The organism is Rhizobium sp. 05L419, from assembly GCF_056397845.1.
Window position 1 is genome coordinate 1 of the sequence record NZ_JBFTOF010000022.1, and the last position, 23,709, is coordinate 23,709.

At 59.9% G+C, this 23,709-nt stretch carries 23 protein-coding genes and 1 pseudogene; 10 read left to right on the plus strand and 14 right to left on the minus strand.

From position 1 onward, the window contains the following. The coding region (locus AC1DMK_RS23030; RefSeq protein ID WP_477862291.1) for an OsmC family protein at positions 1–182 on the minus strand (182 nt) is incomplete at its 3' end. Positions 183–460: 278 nt separating this feature from the next. Here AC1DMK_RS23030 and AC1DMK_RS23035 point away from each other — a divergent pair. From AC1DMK_RS23035 to AC1DMK_RS23070, 8 genes are all read left to right on the plus strand, one after another. Further along, positions 461–1,393: a LysR family transcriptional regulator gene (locus AC1DMK_RS23035; RefSeq protein WP_477862293.1), complete on the plus strand. Its 933-nt coding sequence runs from the start codon at positions 461–463 to the stop codon at positions 1,391–1,393. A gap of 140 nt (positions 1,394–1,533) precedes the next feature. Continuing rightward, entirely contained in the window at positions 1,534–2,247 is a 714-nt protein-coding gene (locus AC1DMK_RS23040) for an SDR family oxidoreductase (protein WP_037058094.1), read from the plus strand. A 70-nt stretch (positions 2,248–2,317) separates the two neighbouring features. Beyond that, positions 2,318–2,557: a tautomerase family protein gene (locus AC1DMK_RS23045; RefSeq protein WP_477862295.1), complete on the plus strand. Its 240-nt coding sequence runs from the start codon at positions 2,318–2,320 to the stop codon at positions 2,555–2,557. 224 nt (positions 2,558–2,781) lie between these two features. Then, complete coding sequence (locus AC1DMK_RS23050; protein WP_477862297.1) at positions 2,782–3,402, plus strand: VOC family protein; 621 nt, start codon at positions 2,782–2,784, stop codon at positions 3,400–3,402. Positions 3,403–3,504: 102 nt separating this feature from the next. Then, complete coding sequence (locus tag AC1DMK_RS23055) at positions 3,505–4,182, plus strand: type 1 glutamine amidotransferase domain-containing protein (protein WP_037058090.1); 678 nt, start codon at positions 3,505–3,507, stop codon at positions 4,180–4,182. Positions 4,183–4,418: 236 nt separating this feature from the next. Continuing rightward, complete coding sequence (locus tag AC1DMK_RS23060) at positions 4,419–7,340, plus strand: PAS domain-containing protein (protein WP_477862300.1); 2,922 nt, start codon at positions 4,419–4,421, stop codon at positions 7,338–7,340. Next, positions 7,337–7,711: a response regulator gene (locus AC1DMK_RS23065; protein WP_477862302.1), complete on the plus strand. Its 375-nt coding sequence runs from the start codon at positions 7,337–7,339 to the stop codon at positions 7,709–7,711. Before AC1DMK_RS23060 ends, AC1DMK_RS23065 begins: the two co-directional genes overlap by 4 nt. A 37-nt stretch (positions 7,712–7,748) precedes the next feature. Continuing rightward, positions 7,749–8,417 carry a response regulator transcription factor gene (locus AC1DMK_RS23070; RefSeq protein ID WP_477862303.1) on the plus strand — a complete coding sequence of 223 codons (669 nt, stop codon included), beginning with the start codon at positions 7,749–7,751 and terminating at the stop codon, positions 8,415–8,417. Positions 8,418–8,477: 60 nt separating this feature from the next. On the opposite strand, the gene AC1DMK_RS23075 is transcribed toward AC1DMK_RS23070, so the two are convergent. Continuing rightward, on the minus strand, positions 8,478–9,578 hold the full coding sequence (locus AC1DMK_RS23075) for an NAD(P)H-dependent flavin oxidoreductase (protein WP_477862305.1): 1,101 nt from the start codon (positions 9,576–9,578) through the stop codon (positions 8,478–8,480). 205 nt (positions 9,579–9,783) lie between these two features. Here AC1DMK_RS23075 and AC1DMK_RS23080 point away from each other — a divergent pair, with 205 nt between their 5' ends. Next, positions 9,784–10,509 carry an SDR family oxidoreductase gene (locus tag AC1DMK_RS23080; protein ID WP_037058086.1) on the plus strand — a complete coding sequence of 242 codons (726 nt, stop codon included), beginning with the start codon at positions 9,784–9,786 and terminating at the stop codon, positions 10,507–10,509. Positions 10,510–11,020: 511 nt separating this feature from the next. On the opposite strand, the gene AC1DMK_RS23085 is transcribed toward AC1DMK_RS23080, so the two are convergent. From AC1DMK_RS23085 to AC1DMK_RS23095, 3 genes are all read right to left on the minus strand, one after another. Next, entirely contained in the window at positions 11,021–12,010 is a 990-nt protein-coding gene (locus tag AC1DMK_RS23085; RefSeq protein ID WP_037058084.1) for a potassium channel beta subunit family protein, read from the minus strand. A 119-nt stretch (positions 12,011–12,129) separates the two neighbouring features. Beyond that, complete coding sequence (locus AC1DMK_RS23090) at positions 12,130–15,288, minus strand: efflux RND transporter permease subunit (protein WP_477862308.1); 3,159 nt, start codon at positions 15,286–15,288, stop codon at positions 12,130–12,132. Continuing rightward, a complete protein-coding gene (locus AC1DMK_RS23095) occupies positions 15,288–16,385 on the minus strand; it encodes an efflux RND transporter periplasmic adaptor subunit (RefSeq protein ID WP_477862310.1) in 1,098 nt (365 codons plus the stop codon). The genes AC1DMK_RS23090 and AC1DMK_RS23095 overlap by 1 nt, the downstream gene beginning before the upstream one ends. Positions 16,386–16,836: 451 nt before the next feature. Between AC1DMK_RS23095 and AC1DMK_RS23100 the strand changes: the two genes are divergently transcribed. Next, positions 16,837–17,463 (plus strand): outer membrane protein, encoded by a 627-nt coding sequence (locus tag AC1DMK_RS23100; RefSeq protein ID WP_477862312.1) that lies wholly within the window; start codon positions 16,837–16,839, stop codon positions 17,461–17,463. A 348-nt stretch (positions 17,464–17,811) separates the two neighbouring features. Here AC1DMK_RS23100 and AC1DMK_RS23105 read toward each other — a convergent pair whose 3' ends face one another. The 9 genes and pseudogenes from AC1DMK_RS23105 to AC1DMK_RS23145 all read right to left on the minus strand — a co-directional run bounded on the left by AC1DMK_RS23105 (position 17,812) and on the right by AC1DMK_RS23145 (position 23,707). Further along, positions 17,812–17,988, minus strand: a complete 177-nt coding sequence (locus AC1DMK_RS23105) for a hypothetical protein (protein WP_477862314.1) — start codon at positions 17,986–17,988, stop codon at positions 17,812–17,814. A gap of 60 nt (positions 17,989–18,048) precedes the next feature. Then, positions 18,049–18,429, minus strand: coding sequence for a hypothetical protein (locus AC1DMK_RS23110; RefSeq protein WP_037058080.1), 381 nt, complete (start codon positions 18,427–18,429; stop codon positions 18,049–18,051). A 160-nt stretch (positions 18,430–18,589) separates the two neighbouring features. Further along, positions 18,590–20,023 (minus strand): sensor histidine kinase, encoded by a 1,434-nt coding sequence (locus AC1DMK_RS23115; RefSeq protein ID WP_477862317.1) that lies wholly within the window; start codon positions 20,021–20,023, stop codon positions 18,590–18,592. Continuing rightward, complete coding sequence (locus AC1DMK_RS23120) at positions 20,020–20,694, minus strand: response regulator transcription factor (RefSeq protein ID WP_477862319.1); 675 nt, start codon at positions 20,692–20,694, stop codon at positions 20,020–20,022. The genes AC1DMK_RS23115 and AC1DMK_RS23120 overlap by 4 nt, the downstream gene beginning before the upstream one ends. 300 nt (positions 20,695–20,994) lie before the next feature. Beyond that, on the minus strand, positions 20,995–21,255 hold the full coding sequence (locus AC1DMK_RS23125) for a type 2 periplasmic-binding domain-containing protein (protein ID WP_477862431.1): 261 nt from the start codon (positions 21,253–21,255) through the stop codon (positions 20,995–20,997). 227 nt (positions 21,256–21,482) lie between these two features. Continuing rightward, positions 21,483–21,983: pseudogene (locus AC1DMK_RS23130) on the minus strand (transporter substrate-binding domain-containing protein); the annotation flags it as partial. 95 nt (positions 21,984–22,078) lie between these two features. Then, complete coding sequence (locus tag AC1DMK_RS23135) at positions 22,079–22,435, minus strand: CAP-Gly domain protein (protein ID WP_477862321.1); 357 nt, start codon at positions 22,433–22,435, stop codon at positions 22,079–22,081. 15 nt (positions 22,436–22,450) lie between these two features. Next, on the minus strand, positions 22,451–22,783 hold the full coding sequence (locus AC1DMK_RS23140) for a helix-turn-helix domain-containing protein (RefSeq protein WP_477862322.1): 333 nt from the start codon (positions 22,781–22,783) through the stop codon (positions 22,451–22,453). 132 nt (positions 22,784–22,915) lie between these two features. Beyond that, positions 22,916–23,707 carry an adenylate/guanylate cyclase domain-containing protein gene (locus AC1DMK_RS23145; protein ID WP_477862324.1) on the minus strand — a complete coding sequence of 264 codons (792 nt, stop codon included), beginning with the start codon at positions 23,705–23,707 and terminating at the stop codon, positions 22,916–22,918. Between the last annotated feature and the right edge of the window lie 2 nt (positions 23,708–23,709).

Genomic DNA, 23,709 nt, shown 5'->3' on the forward strand with positions numbered 1-23,709 from the left:
TGGGTGGCGGCGACCTCGATCGCTCCGATGTAGCAGGCCGACCAGGCGGCGCCGAAGAGTTGCTCGGCTGCCGGGTGCGGTTGCGGCAGCTTGATGTCCAGCTTGCCGTCGCTGCTGCGCGCATAGCCGTCGCGGCCGCCCTTGTTGTGTGTCTTGCCGGTCATGAGAAGTTTCTCAGTCATCGCGAAATCCTTTTGCTCGCTTTAAATCGTATCCGATTTAATCGGATAAGCTTCAAATACTCGACGATGAATGCCATGTCAATACCATTGCGATTTAATCGGATGCGATTTATTGAGCTGCGGCGGAAGGTGGCTCCCTTTTTGTGAACTGACTTGCCCCGAATGAGCGCGCCTCTTGACGACCGAGACGATGAAAGGCGGAGGCACAGTGATTTACTCCGGTCCTGCTTCGGGTGAATAGTCGCCAACAGACCACCACTATCCCGCGGAGCGGCAGAATGGATCGTATCGACGCAATGAGAGTATTCATCACGGCAATCGACGAGGGCAGCCTTGCCGGTGCTGCCCGCAGGCTGAAACGTTCGCCGACAGCGGTAAGCCGGGCATTGAATTTTCTGGAGGCCCATGTTGGCGTCGAACTGCTGCATCGAACGACCCGCACCCTGAAGCTGAGCGAGGCCGGCCAGCGCTATGCAGCAGCCTGCCGGCGCATGCTTGTCGATCTTGAGGAGGCTGACATGCTCGCAGGCGGCGAGCGCGCAGCACCCCGTGGAATGCTGACCATTTCGGCACCGCCAATCCTTGGCGAAGAGGTGCTCCGCCCCATACTTGACGACTTCCTCGATCTTCACCCGGCCGTCTCGGTCAGGTTTCTCATGCTGGACCGGTTCGTCAACCTCGTGGACGAAGGCGTCGATCTAGCCCTGCGCATCGGCCACCTGTCGGATTCATCACACGTCTCCACCCGCCTCGGTGGCGACGTCAGGCGCGTCGTCGTCGCCTCGCCCCGCTATCTTGCCAAAAATCCGCGCATAGAAGAGCCGGCGGATCTGGCGAAGCATCAGATCGTGGCATTCAGCAATTTCGGCCTGGATTCCTGGAGCTTCACGCCGACGCAGGGCTCCTCGATCCCCCGCACGGTGCATTTCACGCCGAGGTGCATCGTCAACAGCGTGCGCGCTGCCGCCGCTTCGGCCGCGGCGGGCAGCGGCTTGACAAGGCTCTATTCCTACCACGTCGCCGAATACGTGAGAGACGGGCGGCTAAAGATCGTGCTGGCGGATGCCGAGCACCCGCCCCTGCCGGCGCATCTGCTTGCGCCCCACGGCCGCATGTCGGTACCGAAAGTGCGCGCTTTTGTCGATTTCGCCGCGCCCCGCCTGCGCTCGGAATTCGCACGTCTCGCGGCAGAAGCAGGCGTGCTCAGCTGATTATGCCGAAAATCGGATGATTGTTCCCCAAGTTGTGACAATTCTCTCAGGGATCGGATGGATCTAAATCAATTGCACCAACGCCGAGGGCGTGGGGCGGTCGTCAATATCAGGGCCGCTGCACTTGAAAGGGTCACATCATGAGCACTGAACAGAAGGTCGCCATCGTTACGGGTGCATCGCAAGGCATCGGCGCAGCATTGGTTCGCGCCTATCGCGATCGGAACTATCGCGTCGTCGCCACCTCCCGATCCATCGCAGCCGGCTCCGATTCAGGCATCCTTGCGGTACCCGGCGATATCAGCAAGCCGGAGACCGCCGAGCGGGTTGTCCGCGAAGCGCTGGAACGCTTCGGCCGCATCGACACGCTGGTGAACAACGCCGGCGTCTTCCTGGCGAAACCGTTCACGGAATTCACGCAGGAGGACTACGATCACAATATGGGCGTGAATGTCGCGGGCTTTTTTCACATCACCCAGCGGGCGGCCGCCGAGATGCTGAAGCAGGGCTCTGGCCATATCGTCAGCATCACCACGAGCCTGGTCAATCAACCGATCGCCGGCGTGCCTGCTGCCCTCGCCTCCCTGACCAAGGGTGGTCTGAATGCGGTTACCCAGGAGCTCGCCATTGAGTTCGCAAAGAGCGGTGTTCGCGTCAACGCCGTCTCGCCGGGGATCATCAAGACGCCGATGCACCAGCCGGAAACGCACGAAGCGCTTTCGACACTGCATCCGGTCGGCCGCATGGGTGAGATTCGCGATGTCGTCGATGCGGTCCTCTATCTCGAGACGGCGAGCTTCGTCACCGGCGAGATCCTCCACGTCGACGGTGGCCAGAACGCCGGTCGCTGGTAGGCACGACGATGCTGGTCCGGGTCCTCAGCCGGATCAACCTTCAAGTTCGAACTCTCGAAAGGAGACTGCAATGCCTATTGTTACCGTACAGGTTACCCGCGAAGGAACCACGCCCGATCGCAATTCGGTATCCGCCGAAGAGAAAGCCGCCATCATCAAGGGCGTCAGTCAGGTGCTGCTCGACGTCCTCAACAAGCCGCTTGAATCCACCTATGTCGTGATCGAGGAAGTCGATCTCGACAATTGGGGCTGGGGCGGCCTTCCGACCGTGCAATACCGAAAACAACGTGCAGCGGCAGCAAAGTCCTGAAACTGTCGAGCCAGATCGATGCCGCCGCCTGCGAAAAGGCGGCGGCATCACGTGCGTTTTACCTTGGCCATCTATGGCCGCGGCGCTCACGATCATGCCGCCGATACCATGGTGCCATAGATTTATCGCCGCCGATGACGAATCTTATGGTGTCGCATCCGAACGGATCGCAGAGACGCAGGAGAAAAACATGGCCGCTTCACCAGAAGATACGGGAGGGCAGCATGGTCGACATGAAACTTGAGGTCGTCGTCATTCCAGTATCGGACGTCGATCGTGCAAAGCAATTTTATAGCGCCTTGGGCTGGAGGCTCGACGCAGATGTCGCAGCAGGAGAGACGTTCCGGGTTCTGCAGTTTACCCCGCCGGGCTCGCCCTGCTCGATCATCTTCGGCAAGGAGGTCACGACGGCTGCGCCGGGTTCTGCGCAAGGGCTTCATCTGATCGTGTCCGACATTGAGGCGGCACGCGCCGCGCTCGTCAATCGCGGCGTCGACGTCAGCGACCTGTTCCACGACGCTGGCGGCGTATTCCACCGTGCTGGCGAGGAGGGACGCGTTCGTGGCCCTGACCCGGCACGAGGCAGCTACGCCTCATTCGCGTCCTTCAGCGATCCGGATGGCAACGGCTGGCTTTTTCAAGAAGTCACCCGGCGACTACCCGGTCGCGTCGACGCAACGCAGACGACATTCACATCATCGACAGACCTGGCGGCTGCACTCCGGCGGGCAGCGACTGCGCACGGCGAGCACGAAAAGCTGACGGGTGAGCATGACGAAGGCTGGCCGGATTGGTATGCAGAATACATTGTCTGCGAGCAGGCCGGCAAGCCGCTCCCGACTTGAGACAGCGCGGACGTTGTCCGGTGCGCATTTGTCACCGACAACCAAATCCGCACCAGAAACCTGTCGCTTGTGCTGCGGCAGGCCCAACTAGGAGGAAGAGCAATGAGTTCAAAAATCCTAATGGTTCTTACGTCACATGATACGCTCGGCAACACGGGAAGGAAAACCGGCTTCTGGCTGGAGGAGTTCGCAGCCCCTTATTATGTGTTCAAGGATGCCGGGGCGGACATTACGGTTGCCTCGCCCAAGGGAGGCCAGCCCCCCATCGATCCGAAGAGCGATGAGCCGGAAAACCAGACGCCGGCGATGACCAGATTCAAATCGGACAAGGCAGCTCAACGTGTTCTGGCTGGCACGGTGAAGCTCGCAGAGGTAAGTGCCGCGGATTTCGACACCGTTTTTTATTCGGGAGGCCATGGCCCGATGTGGGACCTGGCCGAAGACAAGAAGTCCATCTCTCTTATCGAAGATTTCTACAATTCGGGCAAGCCCGTGGCGGCCGTTTGCCATGCCCCGGGGGTGCTGCATCATGTCAAGTACCAAGGCGCGCCCCTGGTCAAGGGAAAGCGAGTGACCGGATTTGCAAATTCCGAGGAAGAGGCGGTTCACCTGACGTCCGTGGTTCCCTTTCTCGTGGAGGACGAATTGAAACGTCTTGGCGGCCAGTATGAGAAAGTCGCTGACTGGCAAAGCTTCGCCATAACCGATGGCCGCCTGATCACCGGACAGAATCCGGCGTCTTCGACTGCCGCCGCTCAGGCACTCTTGAGGCAGCTTTAGAACGAACGACGCGCGCTCGGACGATGGGGTGGCGATGGAGATCGACCACCCCATCGGGCTATCGGCGACTTCGCCCAGTTCGCCTGCATTCGCACCGAGCTGCGAAGATCGAACAGGAGGCGATACCGGGGTGCCCGACTACGCTACCGTGGCGCAATGGACCTTTGACTTCGGGAGGCGCATTCTGCAGAACGCGGACCGGACGGGCTCTTCAACGACATGATTTGAGACCTGAGATGACGACGCAGTTTGAACAGACTGCCAACGAAATTGACCGCCTTCGGCGCTGTATGACCGATCTTTTGGGCCTTCTTGCGCTTCCCGCCATGTGGGCCGGCGGCGACCTTCGCGTGATCGCGCGGATCTTGCTCGACGTCTTGCTCGCGATGCTGAATGTCGATTTCCTGTATCTCAGGCTTGTCGATGAGGACGGCACCACGGTGATCGAGATGGCAAGGACGACAAAGCTCACACCGCCGATGGGCAAGCCTTCCGATGTCGGCCCGGCGCTCCTTCGGTCACTCGGAACTGTCCCGGCAAATTGGCCGCAGACAGCCAGAGTAGTGGTTGGGAATGCCGTGTTCTCAACGATGCAGACGCAGCTTGGCCTGGGTGGAGAGGTTGGTGTCCTCGTCGCCGGCTCCAGTCGCTCGATATTCCCACGCGAAACGGAGCGGCTCCTTCTCAACGTCGCTGGCAATCAGGTGGCTATCGCTGTCAAGGAAGTGTGTTTGCTGAGCGTCCAGACGCGCCATGCGGCGGAACTGGACAGACGTGTGGCGCAACGAACGGCGGAGCTTGCGGCGACCAACCAAGCGCTAAAACAGGAGATCGCTGAGCGCCGACGGGCCGAAGAAGCGCTTCGCGACAGCGAAAACAGCTCCCGGATGATCGTAGACAGTATTGCTGGCCTTGTAGCAATATTGACGCCCGAGGGTGAAGTGGAGGTCGTCAATAGCCGCGTAGTCGAATATTGCGGCATAACGCTGGATGAGTTCAAGCAAGGCACCGGCGAGACGGTCCATCCCGAAGATAGGTCTCAAGCGGTGGCTGAATTCACCAACGCGATCAAATCCGGCGAGCCGTACGATTTCGAAGCGCGCATCAAACGGTTTGACGGCATCTATCGCTGGTTCCAGGTTCGCGGCCTGCCATTTCGGGATGCAAACGGGGGCATTGTCCGTTGGTATGCGTTATTGACGGACATCAACGAGAGAAAATGCGCCGAGGAGGCTCTCTCGGCAAGCGAACGTAACCTCAGTCAAATCATCAACACGATACCGGCGCTGGCTTGGTCAGCCCGCCCGGACGGCGCGGCCGATTTCTTTAATCGACACTATCTCGACTATCTGGGCCTCTCATCCGAGCGTGCACGCGATTGGGGTTGGACGGCAGCACTCCATCCCGATGAGGGAGCGGAACTGATGACCACTTGGCGGTCCATGATGGCTGCTGGAATGCCCGGCGAAGCCGAAGCCAGGCTTCGCCGGTTTGATGGAACTTACCGGTGGTTTCTCTTTCGGATGAACCCGCTCCGCGACGAGCAGGGAAGCATAGTGAAATGGTATGGAACGAACACCGATATTGACGACCGCAAACGGGCAGAGGAGGAACTCCGTCGCAGCGAGGCGTTTCTAGCGCAAGGCCAACGGCTGACGCTTACAGGCAGCATTTGGTGGAAGGTTTCAACGGGCGAGATCATTTGGTCGGACGAGACCTATCGGCTTGCGGAATATCCAAGAACGATTTCGCCCACGATGGAGTTGATGATCGATCGATGCCATCCGGAAGACGTTTCGCGTGTTCGGGAATTGGTCGCCCGGTCTGCCAATGAAGGCACAAACATGGCTTTTGAGCATCGGCTTGTCATGCAGGACGGCTCTGTCAAACACGTTCACGTGGTGCTTCAGAACATCGCAGGCAAAATGGACAAGCCTGAATTTGTGGGAGCGGTGACCGACGTCACGGAACGGAAGAAGGCGGAGGAAAGATTGCGGCGCAGCGAGATGCTCCTTGCCGCCGGTCAACGGATCAGCCTGTCCGGGACTTTTTCATGGCGGGTGGACACCGACGAAATTACCTTCTCGGACGAACTCAATCGTATCTTCGAGTTTGACGACGATGTCTCCGTAACCCCCGACCGGATCATCGACCGGGTGCATTCTGAGGATCAGCCGATACTTGCGGAGAAAATGGAGCAGGTACGCTGCGGGCGGGACAATCCGGAGTACGAAATGCGGTTGTGGAGCCGAGATGACAGCATCAAGTACGTACGGGTAGTAGGTCGCGTCATTCGCCACAAGGACGGCCGACTGGAGTGTCTGGGTGCCGTTCAGGACGTCACGCAGCGCCGTCGGGCGGAGGAAGCCCGCGACAAAATCCGATCAGAACTCGCCCACGTTACGCGGGTCATGAGCTTGGGGGCCATGACGGCTTCGATCGCCCACGAGGTTAACCAACCGCTCTCCGGAATCATAACAAATGCGGGCACGTGTCTGCGGATGCTTGCGGCCGATCCGCCCAACGTTGCGGGCGCGCTTGAAACGGCTCGCCGCACCATCCGCGATGGCAACCGTGCAGCCGACGTCGTCGCGCGCCTTCGCGCACTCTTCCGCAGAAGCGCCGCGGTGATCGAACCGGTTGACCTCAACGAGGCGGCTCGTGAGGTTATCGCGCTCCTGTCCACCGATCTCAGGAGAAGTCGTGTGGATCTGAGGGTCGAACTCGCTGATGGTCTTCCGTTCGTTGGCGGTGACCGTGTTCAGCTCCAGCAAGTCATTTTGAACCTCTTGCGCAATGCGGTCGACGCGATGAACGACATCGATGGGCGTCAAAGGCAATTGCTCATTCGAACGGAGCTTGGCGATGGCGAGAGTGTCCGCCTGAGCGTACGAGATACAGGGGAAGGATTCGGCTCGAGAGAGGCGGACCGCCTCTTTGACGCGTTCTTCACCACGAAGAACGAAGGAATGGGGATCGGTCTTTCCGTCAGCCGTTCCATCATCGAGAGCCATAAAGGACGCATCTGGACCGCGGCCCACGAGGGACCCGGAGCAACCATTGCGTTCTGTATTCCGCAATATTCGACGACCTCCGATCATCTCGCTGCGCAGTCGTCCGAGTCGAGCAATATCCTTCGCAAGGCGGAAGAGTCATGAACGCGTTCGGTTCACTCGTGTCGATTGTCGACGACGACGAGTCGGTTCGCGAGTCGCTGCCCGACCTGGTGAGAGAATTCGGATTTGCAGTGCAATCATTTACGTCCGCGGAAGAGTTTCTGACGTCGGGATGGGTCGCGCGAACGGAGTGTCTTATCCTCGATGTCGCCATGCCGGGAATGACAGGTCCGGAACTTCAGCATGAACTCGCACGTCGTGGACAGCCGATACCAGTTGTCTTTATCACCGCGCATCGTGATGAGGCCGATCGCGTGCCGCTGCTCGAACAAGGCGCAGTGGAGTGCCTGCTAAAGCCATTCAGCGATGCGGAACTTCGTGACGCACTCGGTCTGGTCTTTGGACCGTACTGATATTCACCACAGTCTGGCCATGCCAGGGAGGTATCGCATGTACAGGGTATTGACGACCACGCCTCGTGACTTGTTGAGGTCCATCGCGATGCAGAACGATAGGCCAGTCGTGTATGTCGTCGATGACGACGTTTCCGTGCGCGAGTCGCTTGAACTGCTCATTCAATCGGCGGGATGGAAGCCGGAACTGTTCGATTGCGCGAGTGAGTTTCTCTCTTGTCCACGCGTTGCGGTTCCCAATTGCCTTGTCCTTGACGTAAACCTCCCCGGCCTGAGTGGGCTTGACCTTCAGCAACTCATTTCCGTTGAACGAAGCGACTTGCCGATTATTTTCATAACCGGCTACGGCGATGTGCCAATGACGGTCAAAGCAATGAAGGCTGGTGCCGTCGAGTTCCTCACAAAGCCGTTCAGTGATGAAATTCTGATGGACGCGATCCGCAAGGCACTTGATAGCAGCAGCGCCGCTGCTGACTTGCTGGCGGAAGTTCGCGAACTTCGCCACAACTATGCCACTCTCAGCCCACGCGAGCAGGAAGTCATGGCATTTGTCGTAACGGGTCTCCTGAATAAACAGGTCGGTTTCGAGCTTGGCATCAGTGAGATCACGGTCAAAGCACACCGGGGCCAGGTGATGCGAAAGATGAAGGCGCACTCCCTGCCCGAGTTGGTGAATATGGCCGCAAAGCTCGGTCGTGCGAATTAAAGCTGAACCGACGGACCTCGGAGTCCTGACCTGGCGGACGCCCAACGAGCTTGTTGGAGATCACAGGGGACTTGTTCGCGTCAGTTGCGTTGCAGCAATGACCTGCAGCGCCGACTCGTACAGGTGTTGCGTCAGGTCGGCAGCAGGCATCGAGCGTGCTAGCTTAGCCGACTGACCGGACCAAAGGTTCGTGAAGTCGTCTTGGGCCATGGCTTCTGCCTTGGCCCTGAGGGGTGCCAGAGCACCGCCTGCGGTCGGAAACGCGGGCGCGAAGCTCGCCATCGGTCCAAGTTCCCGCATTATTCGATTGACCACGCCGCGAGCCGGACGGCCCGTAAATAGGTTGGTGATGGCGGTATTGTCATCGCGTGCGTTCTTGATCGCCTCGAGATGCAATTGAGGAATGCTGGCCTCCGGGCAGAGAAGGTAGGCTGTTCCCACTTGAACCGCCGAAGCCCCAAGCATTGCAGCAGCGGCCACCCCGCGGCCGTCGCCGATACCACCGGCCGCGACGACAGGAATCGCTACGGCATCGACGATTTGCGGAACAAGAGCCAAGGTGCCGACCTGTGTGGACATGTCATGTGTCAGGAAGTTCCCGCGATGGCCGCCCGCCTCAAATCCCATCGCGATCACCGCATCGGCTCCCAGTTCTTCCAGCCGGACGGCCTCTGCGACGGTCGTTGCCGACGACATCATCCTGGCTCCCGTCGCTTTGACGCGCGCCACCAACGCGGCGGAAGGAAGACCGAAATGAAAACTGACGACCTGCGGCCTGTGCCGCTCGATCACGGCGCAGAACTCTTCATCGAACGGCGCTCTGCCTGCCGCCGTTGTGGACACCGCGGGGTCGATTTCCAACTCTTTGTAATAGGGATCCAGCTTTGCCCTCCATGTCGACTGCGAGGCCGGATCTGCGGAGGGCGATGTATGGGCGAAAAAGTTCACGTTGATCGGTCGCCTTGTCGCGGCACCAATCCGGATCAACGCGTCATCCAATTGCCGCACGGTCAATTGCGCGCTGGGAATGGCCCCAAGGCCACCGGCATCGGAAACGGCAATTGCCATCTCGGCAGTGGTCGCACCGGCCATCGGAGCCTGGAGGATGGGCAAATCAATTCCAAACAGATCGAGAATGCGGCGATCGGGCCAAAACGTCATGTCATTTCCACCATCTGCCATGAACGACTTGGACGTATCACAACCCGACGGCAGACGTCCACTATGCGATGGTGTCGTGTTGATCCGATCGCACCTTGAGAGCAGGCGAACCAATCCGAAGGTATTGGGAACACCATCGTACTATAGATTCCTCCGGTGTTCGGTCGTTCTGTAGACCGAACCCGGTCATCGGAAGGAGACCACGATGGAAAACCGCAAGACAATTCTCATTACGGGAGCTTCCCAGGGCATTGGCGCAGGCCTCGTGAAAACGTTCCTTGAGCACGGATATAATGTCGTCGCCACATCGCGCCAAATGACGGCATCCCGCGCGTTTCGAAGCTCTGATCAACTCGCGCTGGTGGATGGTGATATCGGCGACGCTGCGACCGCCCGCAAGGTTGCCGAGATGGCGATCACGCGCTTCGGTTCGATCGATGCGCTCGTCAACAACGCCGGCATTTTCCTTACCAAGCGATTTGTAGACTACACCATCGATGATCTGCGAGGACTCACCTCGACGAATCTGGAGGGCTTTCTGCATCTATCGCAACTGGCGGTAAAGCAGATGCTTGCGCAGAAGTCCGGCGGCAGCATCGTCAGCATCACGACATCGCTTACGGATCATCCCATCGCCGGCGTCACGGCCTCAGTGGCAATGATGACGAAAGGCGGGATCAACTCCATCTCAAAGAGCCTGGCAATGGAGTTCGCTCGCGACAAAATCCGAGTGAATACAGTAGCACCCGGTATCGTCGATACCCCGATGCACCTCGGCGATCCCAAGGACTTCCTGAGATCACTTTCTCCTATGGGGACGATTTCGCATGTTCAGGAGATTGTCGATGCCGTCTATTTCTTGACTGAAGCACCGCATATCACGGGGGAGGTGCTGCACGTGGATGGTGGCGCGCATCTGGGCAAATGGTGAGCGACGAAGACACCTGATGACCGGCGCCGGTACAGTCCAAGTTTGCCTCACATGACGCCGAACGCTCAAAGGCGTCCACGGTGCTCATGCCGGCCTCGATGCAATACGAACCTTGTGTTCGGTTTCCGTTTTTTCCAATGCCAGCCTGATTGTGCTCTACCCGGCGAGCGACTGGCCGGCAGCCTCGTTGCTCTTCATGTCGTAACTCCCCTGGGGCAGAGAGGTCAGCCCGCTGCACGTGGCACCGTGGGGGCAGGACCCGCAGCGAGCAACCTTGCCGGCCACCTTCAAGAGTTGCGCGGAGAATGGCCGTGCGTTGCTTTTTGGCAGCGACGAACGGCGCCCCCTTCCCGCAGGTTGGGCGGCCACAAGCGAGAGTTTCGAAGGAGCGCAAGTGCCTCAGGGCGACCCTAGTCTGCGACACGAGTTGCCCGTCGCTGCGTTTGAAGCCGCTATGGCGCGGTCTCGAACGCTGGACGAAATGGGCGGGCCCTGGCTTTCCGATCAACAATCAGAACCGCTGCGGGGCGGCCGGCTTATTTCCAACGATGGCGTCGATGCGCGACAGCACATCGGGCGTCAGCTTGTCCTTGTGTGCCAGCGCCGCCAGGTTGTCCTCCAGTTGGCCGATGCGCGATGCGCCGAGGATGACCGTCGACACATTGCGGTTGGAAAGGCACCAGAGCAGAGCGAGATGGGTGATCGAAATGCCGATCTCCTCCGCGAAATCGGCCAATTCCGCCACCTGCGCGAGCTGAGCGCGCCCGGCTTCGCTCGACCATTTCTCCTTCAGCCACTCGTAACCGGGCAGGTTCATGCGGCTATCGTTGGGAGTTCCCTTGTTGTACTTGCCGGTCAGAACGCCGGACGCAAGCGGCGACCAAATCGTGGTCCCCAAACCCATCAGATCGTAAAGCGGCAGGTAATCGCCCTCGACCTTCTGGCGTTCGAAAAGGTTGTATTGCGGCTGCTCCATCGTCGGAGGCGTAATGCGCAGATCGCGGGCAACCGCATAGGCTTCGGTCAATTGCTGGGCCGACCATTCCGAGGTGCCCCAGTAGAGAATCTTGCCCTGCGCTACCAGATCGTGCATCGCACGAACCGTCTCCTCGATCGGAGTATCGATGTCGGGACGGTGGCAGAAATAGAGGTCAAGGTATTCCACCTGCAGGCGCTTGAGCGCGGCGTGAGCGGCGTCGGTGACGTGCTTGCGCGACAGGCCCCTCTGTGTCGGCTTCTGGCCGCCCCAGAACACCTTGCTGGAAACGATGAAGCTGTCTCGGCTCCAGCCGAGGGTCTTCAGGGCTTCGCCCATGACGACTTCGGACTTTCCGCTTTCATAGCCCTCGGCATTGTCAAAGAAATTGATGCCATTGTCGTAGGCATAGGCCATCAAACTCACGGCATCGTTGCCTTCGACCTGCCGGCCGAAAGTAACCCAGGATCCGAACGAGAACTCGCTGACCTTCAGGCCCGATTTTCCAAGACGACGATATTCCATGGTGCATTTCCTAAGTGACATCAGATAGGGCAGCATAGGCTGATCGCTGCCGCAAAGACAATCGCCTTCCTGCCTGCTGATCGAGCGCCCTTGTGTGGCTCCTGGTTATTCACGGTGGACTACGCTTCGTTTCGCGAACCGCTTTCACGGGGGAACTGATCCGCTTTTTGTCGGATTGGTGTCGTCCACTCCGCCAGCCGCTGCACGACGACGTAGAGACCTGGAATAAGGACGAGGCCTATCGTCGTTGCCGCAGTCATGCCGCCGAGGATCGTCACCCCGAGCGCCTGGCGCGCATTGGCACCTGCACCTGCTGCCAGCACGAGCGGGATCATGCCAAGGATGAACGATACAGCGGTCATCATCACCGCCCGGAAGCGTTGGCTGGCGGCAGCGACAGCGGCTTCGACGATCGAGAGACCATGCTCTTCCCGCTGCACGCGGGCGAATTCGACAATGAGGATTGCGTTCTTGGATGCCAGCCCGATCAGAAGGACGATACCGATCTGCGCGTAGAGCGAATTGTCCGTGCCCGATACATACAGGGCAAAGACCGCTCCGAAGGCCGCGAACACAAGCGACAGCATGATGGAGATCGGCAGCGTCCAGCTTTCGTACTGGGCAACGAGGAAGAGGAAGGCGAACAACAGAGCCAGGCCGAAGATCATCGGGGCCTGCGCCGACGATTGCCGCTCCTGGAAAGAAAGGCCCGACCATTCGTAGCCAAATCCTTCCGGCAGCGTCTGCGCTGCTGCAAGTTCCAATGCCGCCATCGCCGTTCCCGAGCTGACACCGGATTGGGCAAGGGCATTGATGGGAGCAGTCGGAAAGAGATTGTAGCGCGACAGAGCGAACGGCCCCAGATCAGGCTTCAGCGTGACGACTGTGCGCAGCGGCACCATGGCGCCGCTGCGATTTCTGACGTGGATATTGTAGAGGTCTTCCGGGATCGCCCGGAACGCGCTGTCGGCCTGAAGATTGACCTGGAAGGATCGGCCCAGATAGGTAAAATCGTTGACATATCGCCCGCCAAAATTAGCGCCCAATGCGGAATAGATCTGGCCGACGCTCAAGCCGAGCGTTTCCGCGCGGCTGCGATTTATGTCCACGAATATTCTGGGAACGTCCGCGGAAAAGGAACTTGAGGCAAACGCGATCTCGGGCGTTCTGTCCGCTGCTGCAACCAGCGCTCTTGCCACCTGGACCAGGTCGTCTGACGACTGCCCCGCTTGTGCCTGCAAACGGAAGTCGAGGCCGCCCACCTGCCCGACGCCAGGAATAGCCGGCGGCGCAAACACACCGATGTTGGCTTGGGGGATTGTCGAGAAGCGGGCGTTCAGCGACGCCAGCAACCTGGCAGTGGAGAGTGCCGGCGAGCGCCGCTTCTCCCAGGAATCAAGGGAGATGATCGCAAATCCGCCATTCGGCGCGTTCCCGCCTTGGAGAAGGCTGGAACCAGCTATCGAGATGACACCGGCGACGCCCTCGGTGTTCTTCAGGATGTCTTCTACCTGGTGCATCGTCTCTTCTGTCCGCGAGAGCGCCGAGGCGTTCGGCAACTGAACATCCAGAAAGAGAAAGCCCTGGTCTTCATCCGGCAGGAATGATCCCGGTACCAGGGCAAAGAGGAACACTGCCGCTGCCGCGACGGCACAGACAATCCCGACCACGACGTCAATGCGCCGAACAATCGCTTCGACGAGGCGGACATATCCTCGGCGCGTCCTGTCGAGACCGGCTTCCACTTTTGCCAAAATCCCGCGTGGCTCCGTGGGCTTGGCGAGAAACGTCGCGCACAGGGCCGGGCTCAGCGTCAATGCTGTGAAGGAGGACAGGACGAGTGCCGCGGAGACGGTCACGGCAAACTGTTGGTAGAGTTGACCGTTTATGCCTGGCAAGAACGCCGTAGGAATAAACACGCCGAGCAAAACCATCGTCGTCGATACAATCGGTCCGGTCACCTGGATCATCGCCTCCCGACTGGCGCTTACCGAATCCAGGCCTTCGTCCTTCATCAGGCGTTGCACGTTTTCGACGACGAGGATGGCGTCGTCCACCACCAGACCGGTTGCCAGGATGAGCGCAAGCAGCGTGATGAGGTTTATGGAAAAACCGGCGACGTAGAGCACTGCGAAGGTGGCAATGAGCGACACCGGCATCGCAAGCGACGGAATTAGCGTTGCGCGCCAGTCTCCGAGGAACAGAAAGGTGACCGCCACCACGATGCCGAAGGTCAGGGCAAGCGTAACAAGGATTTCGTCAATGGAAGCGCGCACGAACGTGGTGGAATCATAGACGGGTTCATAAGACAGCCCCGCCCGGAAATGTCGAGAGAGACTATCGAGCTCGCTCTTCACCCGATCGACGGTTCCAAGTGCATTCGCCCCAGGCGCCTGGTTGATGACAAGCATTGCACCCGGCGCACCATTGACCCGCACGTTGGCACTATAGCTCTGCGCCCCCAATTCGACGCGCCCAATGTCCCTCACCCGTACGAGTGCGCCGCTTTCGCCCGTCCTGATGACGATGTTGCCGAAGGCTTCCGCATCGGTTAGCCTCCCCTCAGCGATCAATGTGTATTGGACCTGCACTTTGCTTTGGGACGGCGGCGCACCGACCTGACCGATCGAGGCCTGTATGTTCTGGGCTTGGACTGCCGCTGCAACGTCATCCGGGGTGATCTCAAGTGCTGCCATACGCACCGGGTCCATCCAGATGCGCATGCTGTATTGCGACGAACCCATGACCGAGGCTTCGCCGATGCCATCCACCCGCGAAAGCGGATCGATCACATTGGTCGAGAGATAGTTGGCTATCTGCAGATCGCTCATCGTGCCGTCGGGATTGTGGAAGCCGAAGGCAATCAGGAAATCGGGCGAGCGGGCCCGGACGGTGACGCCGCGCTGGGTTACAGCGGAGGGGAGTTGTGCCATCGCCAGTTGCGCCCGGTTCTGGACGTTGATCTGGGCCAGATCGGGATCCGTTCCAACCTTGAAGGTCACGGTTAGCGTGTAGCTTCCCGCATCAGAACTGGAGGACGACATGTAAATCATGTCGTCGACCCCATTGATCGCCGCCTCCAGGGGGGCGCCGACCACATTGGCAATCACCTCCGCGTTGGCACCAGGATAAAATGCCGACACTGAAACGGTCGGCGGTGTTATGTTGGGATACTGCGCAATGGGGAGCCCGAACAGGCTCAACGCACCGGCCACGCACAGGATGATCGCAACGACGCTCGCAAAGCGCGGACGGGAGATGAAGAAACCCGATACCATCAGAGTGAACCGCCGCTCGAGGTTGCCGGCTGCACGGCGATACCGTCGGAAAGGCGCTGGGTGCCTTGGACAACCACGCGCTCTCCTGGCTTTATGCCCTGGGTGACGGCCCAGCGCTCGCCAATCTTTGCACCGGTCTCGATGCGACGCTGGTGAACCGTGTTGTCATCGTTGACGACGTAGACAAAGCGCCCATCGCGATCCTGTAGAACAGCCGATTGCGCGACGACCGGTCCCATCGCCTCGCTCGTGCTGGCGAAGGCGAGATTGACGAACTGGCCGGGCATCAGGATGCCGTCAGGGTTGGGAAAGATCGTCCGGACCGCTACGGTGCCTGTCTGGGGGTCGACTTCCGGCGACAAAAACTCGATCTTTCCCTCCTGAGCATATGTCGTACCGTTCGGAAGCTTCAGGCTAAGCCGAAAGAAATCGCGGCCAGATCCGGTTCCCGCCAGCGTTGCCTGACGAACGGTGATGATGTCGGCTTCGGCGACGGAAAACGCCACGCGGACCGGATCGGACTGTACCAGCCGAGCAAGGACCGTGGCATCCGATGCAACCAGATTTCCTTTGGTAAGTAACGGCTGACCGATGCGACCGGAAATCGGCGCGGTTATGCGGGTGTAGGACAGATCCAGCTCCGCCTTGGAAAGGCTTGCCTCTGCCGCGGCGAGGTCTGCATTTGCGATATCGTAGGCCGCCTGCGCATCGTCAAGCACGGCCTGTGCTGCGGTGTTGCGTCGGACGAGTTCAGCATTGCGGTCCCGACTGATGATCGCTTGCCGCTGCACCGCGCGGGCGCGCTCGACTTGAGCTCTGGCCGCGGCAACCGCGGCCTCGTAACGTGCAGGTTCAACGATGAAAAGGAGGTCGCCGGCCTTGACGAAGGACCCCGGCGTGAAGGCGATCTCCTCGATAAAGCCCGGCACACGGGCCCTGAGGTCCACGGCTTCCAGTGCTTCAACACGGCCGATGTACTCGGTCGGCGGTTCGACCGGCGCTTCCACCACGGTCTCGACGGCAACCGAAGGGGGAGGTCGACTGGCGGTGTGTTCCTGTGCGGAGAGCAACCCGGGCGGGCTACCCAGAATTACCATGCAGCTCAATAGTATCCAATACTTCTGATAGGTAACCTTCATGCAGTCTTGCGTCCCCGAGATAGACACGATGCGAACCAGCTATTCAGGATATCGGAAGGATCGAACGCGGCAAACACCCACGGACGCGTCCGGGCCCACATATGGACTGTGTGCACATTTCCGGGATTCCCGGGGACACTGCCTGTGAGACAGAAAACCGGCGCCTTCGCGCGCGCTATTCCCGGGCCGCGCTGAACATCACATTAACAATTTGCCAAAAGCGACTGAAAATAAATAGTTATTTATTGAGACACGGCGCACTGCGTAATTTGCCCGCAATCCTTGCAGGCAAAATGACCTGCATCCTTCGACGAAAGTCTCGAAGGGCTCGCGGGAGCCTCCTTCCTAGCTCTCATGATCAATTTCGCGCCGCGTTGAAGAGCGCCGCGCTTGTGTCTGGAGTAATTTGATGCCTTCGATGAGAACAAGACTAGCACTGTCGGCCATGCTTGCCGCGTTTCTATCCCACGCTGCCGCGGCAGCCGATTTCGACAATTCCTATGCGATCAGCCCTCCGACGCCAACCACGTTCGATTGGAGCGGCGCCTATGTCGGCGGCCATGCCGGCCTTGCCTCCAGCCGTCTCAATCCCTTTGCCGACGGCAAGGGCCTCGCTGTCGGCGCGCAGGCGGGCTACAATTTCCAGTTCGGTTCCGCCGTCTTGGGCGCCGAGATTGAGGGCACCTACATGGGCGGCACCGAGCAGACGGTGCGTGGCGGCAGCCTTGACGAGCAATGGCGCCTGGCCGCCAAGGCCAAGGCCGGGGTTGGTCTCGACCGGACGCTCGTTTATGGCACCGCCGGCTACGCGATGACCAAATTCGACAACGGCAGCAACATCCGGAAGGGCCCGGGCTGGGAGGGAGGCTATCTGGTCGGCGGCGGAATAGAGCAGGCCTTTGGAAACGGCCTTTCCGCAAGGGTCGAGTATAACTACGTCATGACCCCAGACGTCAAGACGACCACCGGTGCCGGAACCTCGAGTACCGACATCGACAGCCATGTGATCAAGGCAGGCGTCAACCTTCGCTTCTAGCAGTCGCAGACACGCTCCACCTCATCGGAGCGTGAAGAGGGCGCAGTCTCACGCGCCCTGCGGGAGAGCGGCGGCCGAACCGGGACGCACAACACCCCTGATGGCGCACCGGGCTTTCGGTCGCTGCCTCCCGCGAACACGTATGGTTGCGATCGCGATGTGAAGGCTTCGATGGCCGGCTCGCGGCAACCTGCTTGAAAGGCCGTGGCCTCCTTTCGCGAGACGCCAATACGCAGGTCGGGTGAGGTGTCTATCCGTTCAAGGACGCTGAATATCGGGCCGCCGGCTGCGGCGAGCCCATCTGTTCGCGCCAATTGCTTTCTCCGATGCGGCCCAAGTGATGCTATGCTACGACGTGGGCAGCCAAGCAACGGCCGCGTCGCCCGCTATCGCATGACGGGCAAAGAGCACCAGCATCAGACACATCAAAAAGATCAGTACCGCACCGAGCAGTCTCTCCGATCGGGCGGGATCAAGAAGCTTCAGGCGAAAGGCTTCCCGCAGTCTGGACAAATGGCTGAGCATGCGTCTCTCTCCATGAAATCCGAGCGTCCGCGACGATCGTCGCGGGCTGCGGCAAATCCGTCATTCGCATTCGAGCTGCGGCTTGCGAAAATTCGTGACGATCCATCTCGTCCCGGAAGCACGCGCGTAGAATGTGTAGAAGCACTCCGTCTCCTTGACGTAACCCGGCGACTCCGAGACCTCGTAGCGTTCGCCATGGCGTGTCTGGCGAACTTCGCCGCTGGTGGTGCCGGTCACCGCTTCGGTGTTGACGCGCCGCCATTGATAGGCCCTTTCGCCGGCGCCGATTTCGATGACGTTGTCGGGTGGCCCGTAGTCCATCATCACCACCTCCAACGGCCCTCCGACATAGTTCTTCATCACTTGCGACGCACAGCTTGCAAGCAGCGCAGCACCTGCCAGTGCAAGAGCGGCACCTGCTACCGCGAGACATGAATACATTCGATGTATTTTCCGGGGTGATTCGTCGTGCAACGCAGCCGCTCCAGTTGGTTTTCAGCTTGCTACGTGGCGGAGATTGCAGGCGCATTACCGACTTCCAAGGACCCACGATGAACGGGGCCGGAGGGCCAGGGTGTGATCATGATAGCACAAGGAGTTGCTAGAGGTTGCCTGCACGGCTGGCGCCGAATGCGCCTATCTCGAGCCGCACCCGGAATCCGCCGCTCGTGTCGGCAAACAACAACCGCCCGAAATGAAGATCCGCCGCCTTTCGTGCCAGATTGAGCCCGAGGCCCGCGCCCGATGAGTGGGTATTCAGCCTGTAGAAGGGCTCCAACACGCGCGTGCGTTCTGAAGGCGGAATGCCGGGGCCTTCATCGCAGACATCAATGAAGCCCCGCCCATCCACGCTGACCGCAATGGTGCCCTTGTAGCCGGCATGATCCACCGCGTTGCGAATCAGGTTTGTGACCGCAAGCTCTATCGTCGATGGGTAAATCATGAAGGGCGCCTCGACAGGGCCCGGTTCGAACAGGAAATCATACCCTGCATCGATGACCCCAGGCGCAAGATCGGCAGCGATCCGGCCGACAAGCGCGTTCAGGTCGACCATCTGGGCCGCCTGCGAACCCGCGCCGATCGCCTGCATGTCGAGGAGCTGATGCGCCACCTTGGAGAGGCGGTCTATATCATGCAGGAGTTGCCGACTGTCCGCGCTTTCCGGCAACAGATCGGCCCGCGTACGCACGATGGCGATTGGTGTGCGCAGTTCGTGCGCGGCGTCCGCCAGAAAACGGCTGTGCTGCTTGTAGCCCTGGTCAAGCTTTGAAAGCGTGTGATTAAAGGCATCGACAAGCGGCACGATTTCGCTGGGCACCTTGGAGACTTCAATGCGCGCCGATCGTGTTTCGAATTCGATCGCCTTTGCCTGGTTTGCCGTATCAACCAGACCGGTCAGCGACCGCCCGATCGAATAGGGCGTGACGAGCAGCGTTGCCGCACCGGTGACCAGCAAGATCGGAACCACCAATATGGCGAGGATGAGACCGGTCGCTGGAACAATGGTCAGCCAGAATGTCCTGGAGTCGCTGTCTTCGGGAAGGTCGATATCGAGATCAATCCAGATATTGACATCCTTGCTTTGCGCGCCGATGCGGTCGATCGACGCGATGAACTGAAGCCGGCCAACCTGCGTCTCGTGGTTGCCGACCGCAACATGGGCGGTCGTGCCGCCCTTCAGTGTCGCTCTGTCGATCGTCATCGGAAATGCCGCCGCGAGCAGCTCCTTCGGAAAGACGCCACGGTGGTAGAGATTATTCCTGTCGTCCCGGATGATGAACCACAAATCGGGATGCTCGCGCGTCAGTTCAGTGACTTCAGGCGTTTCGGTGACCCCCAGCGTACCATCGGCGTTGCGCTCCACGTGCTTTGCGAGCACACGGATGATCGCCTCATTCGTATCTTCGAGTTCAGGGTCGATGATCCACACCCAGCCTGCGAGCAGCACGAAGAAGAGCAGGAGGAGGCAGGCCTGCAGGCCGATCAGGCGGCGTGTCAGTACCCATTTGAGCGAGCGACCACTGCGCATTTTCATGTGCTGACCCGCAAGAGATAGCCTACGTTGCGGACGGCGCGAATTTCCACCGACGCACCGGCGAGGCCGAGCTTGCGGCGGACACGCGACACATGCGCATCCAGGGCATTCGACTCGATCTGGTCGTCGATCGTATAGACCGCGTCCACCAGCATCGATCGTGTGACGATGCGGTTTGCGCGCCGGATCAGGGCCTCGACGACCAGGTATTCCCGTCGTGCCAGGTCGACGAACCCGCCAGCAACGGCCACTTCGTTGCTGCGTGGATCGAGCGTCAGATTGCCGAACGAAAAACGCTCGGCGGAGACCGTCGGCGAGCGCCTCTGCAGCGCGCGCAATCGCGCGAGCAGCTCCTCAATGGCGAAGGGCTTGCTGAGATAATCGTCGGCTCCGCCATCGAGCCCTTCGACACGATGATCGACGCCGCCAAGCGCTGTCAGCATCAGGACAGGCGCGGTGATTTTGTGCGCGCGAAGCACGGGGATGAGGTCGAGGCCTTCACCATCAGGCAGGCGGCGATCGAGCACCAGCACGTCATAAGTCCCCACCCGTGCCATCAGCTCGGCATCCGCCAGCGTGCGCACGTGGTCGATGATGATATCCCGGCGTCGAAGCGCCGTGATCAGCGCCGCTGCCATTTCCGGCTCGTCCTCAAGCAACAATATGCGCAATGCATGTCTCCAAGTCCTGATCGGCGCTGCCACCCATCCAGTGATACAGCGAAGATTGCCGCTACGTTACGAAACCGGGCCGACCACGGGCTTGCTTGGGAAAAACCCGTCGCATTCAGCAGGGCAGCCTCTCCACCCCATGAAAATGACGGAGAACGGAACCTTAGGACCAAGAGGGGCTGCAATCAATGATTGCTGCGGGTCATCGGCCTACCCGCCAGCTCACCACATGTTGGGCACGGATGGCGCGGTTGGAGACCCCGGTAGAGCCGCCTGCGGGTCGGTTTCCAGTCCGCCTTCTCAGTGCTTCTCGCCGAGATAGCGAAACAGGATCTGCTTCMAGTTGTCGTCATGGACGGCTTCGAGGATGGCGACGTCGATGGCCTTGCGATAGGCGCTGCCAGCAGGCATTGCCATGCCGTAGTTCTGCGGATCGAAGACGGCATCGAGCACCTGTACGCTGGATGAAAACTGCTGTTCGGCCATCCAGGAGAGCAACGGTTTGTCGTACACAAAAGCGTCGATAGAACCGGCAACAAGTGCCTTGAAACCGTCCTGCAAAGTGGCGAAATTCCGGTGTCTGATGCGCCGCCGAAATCCTCGTTGTGGCGGTGTTCGAACAGCCAGATCAAAGCCCCGACCGCCAGCGAGATGCCGATCAGTGCCCCGGCCGCCTGCAGGAATCCGAACGAGACCATCGTCCTGATGATCTCGTGCCAGACCGAGACGCTCTTGACGGACACGGCGATGCCGAGACCCGTGTCGTAGAAAGGCTGCGAGAAGTCGACGCTGCGCTCGCGCTCGGCAGTGATTGTGATTGCCGCGATGGATAGGTCATACTCGCCTCGCGATGTCGCATCGATCAAGCTCTGTACCGAAGGCTCCTCGACAAACCGGAACTTCGTTCCGAGCTTGTCTGCAATCTGCCGCCAGAGATCGATCGAGATGCCAGTCCATGCCCCATCGGCGGCCTTCATGGAGAAAGGCGGCGCCTCCTTGGTGCCCACGACGAGTTCCCGATCCGGAAATCCGGCAAGCGGCGATGGCGAACGCTGGGCGAATGTCTGTGCGATATGGCCTTCGCCGCCTGGTGTCGCCGTGGCCACGCTCGCCAGCAACAAGACGAGGCCCACCAGCAGGCAAGCGAGAATGGCATCAGGAGCTTGAGAGCATATTCTCATCCGACTTCCCGTTCGCGGCCTGCAACGATCGCGTTCTTCCTGGGAAGAAGCGGACCCATTGTCGTGGGGATGGAAGTTGAAATATAGTTGGACCAAGGACCTAGGCATCACCGGGTGTCATGGCGAACGGTGATCGTTGCATCGCGGCCTTCATCCGCTCCGGCCGGCTTGCGTCCCAGTGGAAATCAGCAATCGAAGCCCGCTCAAACTTGCTCCTTCTTCTTGACCCTCTCCTTGGGCTTCGTCGGCTCGACTGGGGCATCCGGCGTCGGGGCGAGCAGCTTGCGCAGCGATGAAATCCTGTCTTTGACGAGCGGGCGGAAGCGTGTGGCGCGGAACGGCATGTCCGCCGCCCCGTAGCCTTCCGGACCGTCATCGTTGCCACGGTGCAGCTCCTCGAGCTTCACACCAAAGAACGTGCCGTCAATGTAGTGCGTGTACTCGCCGACCCACCGCAGAGTGTAGATCTCACCCTTGCGGATTCCCTGGTCGATGCTGACATGCTTGAACTTGTCGTCAATGCAAACGACCTTCTGGCCGATGTGAAATTCATAGCTCATGTGGGAACCTCCGCCTCAACCGCCCGCGCCCGGAGGTGCATCATGCTCCAGATACTCGGGGTACTGAACGACTTCCTTTTCGATCGTGTCGAACGATTTCGCCGCCCGCGCGAGTCTGACCCCCGGCCCCCCGTCGCTTTGGCCTTCATCGACCAGGACGACGCCGGCCGCCCGTAACGCATCGACGACCGCATCCAGAGTATCGGTTCTGACCCGTATCCGATCGGCGCCGACACCTTCCATGTTTCGAACGGTGTTGATGCCAATGCCAGCATTGTCGGCAAGCGCTTGCTGGTCCATTCCGACAAGTGAGCGGGCGGCCCTGATCTGATTGCCACTTATAGCCAAAGGCGTCTCCCAAGGTTCTATAATTGGATAAAATACACACCTAACTGTCGGCAGCAAATCAAAACGCCGAGATAGACGAAATGCGCGCTGGACCAACTGTGCGTTTGAGGCGCCTGCCCACCATAGCTGCGTCTATTTTCGCGTCGGCCATCGAATTCCCGCGACGACGGCAATGGCGAGAAGAGGCCATATCGCCCAGAATGTTCCATGCCAGGACAGAAGGTTGATACCGACAAGGCCCAGCGCGACGACGGCAAGCACTGCAATGCGCGGGTCGACCCGGCTCTGGTTCCGAGCCCACCACATCGCCGATGGCACCGCAAGCGCAAGGAGTGGCCAGGCTGCCCAGAACACCCCTCGCCAGGAGAGTATGTTTATGGTGATCAGGGCTGCACCCAAGACGGCAAACAAGCCCAATCGACGATCCGTCCGTGTCGCCCCTCGCGAGGCGGGCTTGCCCGACGCGGACGCCGACGGCTCGATCGTCTGCTGCGGCGCGGCGTTGGTATCCTCGCCGATCCGTACAGCATAGCTCGGTACGGCGTCCGCGACATTCTTCACAGTCAGGGGGCCGAGGAAATCGAAACCAACGGCCACTTTGTTGCGAACCTGGTCGTAGACGGTACTGGATATGACAATACCGCCGGCCGTCGCCGACGTCTGAAGCCGCGCCGCAATATTGACCCCGTCGCCGTAGAGATCATCGCCTTCAACGATCACGTCTCCGAGGTTGATACCGATCCGAAACAGCATGCGCCCCTCGGCCGGCCGTGTGGCGTTCAAGCCGGCCAACTCGTTCTGGATGTCCACGGCCGTTCGCACCGCCTCGACAACGCTCGGGAACTCGGCGATCAAGCCGTCGCCCCAGGTGTTGATCACCCGCCCGCCGTCGCCGATGTTCTTGTACTGCGGTCCACCGGCCATGC

Excerpts from the sequence above, each read along its gene's own strand:
- AC1DMK_RS23035 (WP_477862293.1), top strand. The coding sequence starts at position 461 with ATGGATCGTATCGACGCAATGAGAGTATTCATCACGGCAATCGACGAG.
- AC1DMK_RS23040 (WP_037058094.1), top strand. The coding sequence starts at position 1,534 with ATGAGCACTGAACAGAAGGTCGCCATCGTTACGGGTGCATCGCAAGGC.
- AC1DMK_RS23045 (WP_477862295.1), top strand. The coding sequence starts at position 2,318 with ATGCCTATTGTTACCGTACAGGTTACCCGCGAAGGAACCACGCCCGAT.
- AC1DMK_RS23050 (WP_477862297.1), top strand. The coding sequence starts at position 2,782 with ATGGTCGACATGAAACTTGAGGTCGTCGTCATTCCAGTATCGGACGTC.
- AC1DMK_RS23055 (WP_037058090.1), top strand. The coding sequence starts at position 3,505 with ATGAGTTCAAAAATCCTAATGGTTCTTACGTCACATGATACGCTCGGC.
- AC1DMK_RS23060 (WP_477862300.1), top strand. The coding sequence starts at position 4,419 with ATGACGACGCAGTTTGAACAGACTGCCAACGAAATTGACCGCCTTCGG.
- AC1DMK_RS23065 (WP_477862302.1), top strand. The coding sequence starts at position 7,337 with ATGAACGCGTTCGGTTCACTCGTGTCGATTGTCGACGACGACGAGTCG.
- AC1DMK_RS23070 (WP_477862303.1), top strand. The coding sequence starts at position 7,749 with ATGTACAGGGTATTGACGACCACGCCTCGTGACTTGTTGAGGTCCATC.
- AC1DMK_RS23075 (WP_477862305.1), bottom strand. The coding sequence starts at position 9,578 with ATGACGTTTTGGCCCGATCGCCGCATTCTCGATCTGTTTGGAATTGAT.
- AC1DMK_RS23080 (WP_037058086.1), top strand. The coding sequence starts at position 9,784 with ATGGAAAACCGCAAGACAATTCTCATTACGGGAGCTTCCCAGGGCATT.
- AC1DMK_RS23085 (WP_037058084.1), bottom strand. The coding sequence starts at position 12,010 with ATGGAATATCGTCGTCTTGGAAAATCGGGCCTGAAGGTCAGCGAGTTC.
- AC1DMK_RS23090 (WP_477862308.1), bottom strand. The coding sequence starts at position 15,288 with ATGGTATCGGGTTTCTTCATCTCCCGTCCGCGCTTTGCGAGCGTCGTT.
- AC1DMK_RS23095 (WP_477862310.1), bottom strand. The coding sequence starts at position 16,385 with ATGGTAATTCTGGGTAGCCCGCCCGGGTTGCTCTCCGCACAGGAACAC.
- AC1DMK_RS23100 (WP_477862312.1), top strand. The coding sequence starts at position 16,837 with ATGCCTTCGATGAGAACAAGACTAGCACTGTCGGCCATGCTTGCCGCG.
- AC1DMK_RS23105 (WP_477862314.1), bottom strand. The coding sequence starts at position 17,988 with ATGCTCAGCCATTTGTCCAGACTGCGGGAAGCCTTTCGCCTGAAGCTT.
- AC1DMK_RS23110 (WP_037058080.1), bottom strand. The coding sequence starts at position 18,429 with ATGTATTCATGTCTCGCGGTAGCAGGTGCCGCTCTTGCACTGGCAGGT.
- AC1DMK_RS23115 (WP_477862317.1), bottom strand. The coding sequence starts at position 20,023 with ATGAAAATGCGCAGTGGTCGCTCGCTCAAATGGGTACTGACACGCCGC.
- AC1DMK_RS23135 (WP_477862321.1), bottom strand. The coding sequence starts at position 22,435 with ATGAGCTATGAATTTCACATCGGCCAGAAGGTCGTTTGCATTGACGAC.
- AC1DMK_RS23145 (WP_477862324.1), bottom strand. The coding sequence starts at position 23,707 with ATGGCCGGTGGACCGCAGTACAAGAACATCGGCGACGGCGGGCGGGTG.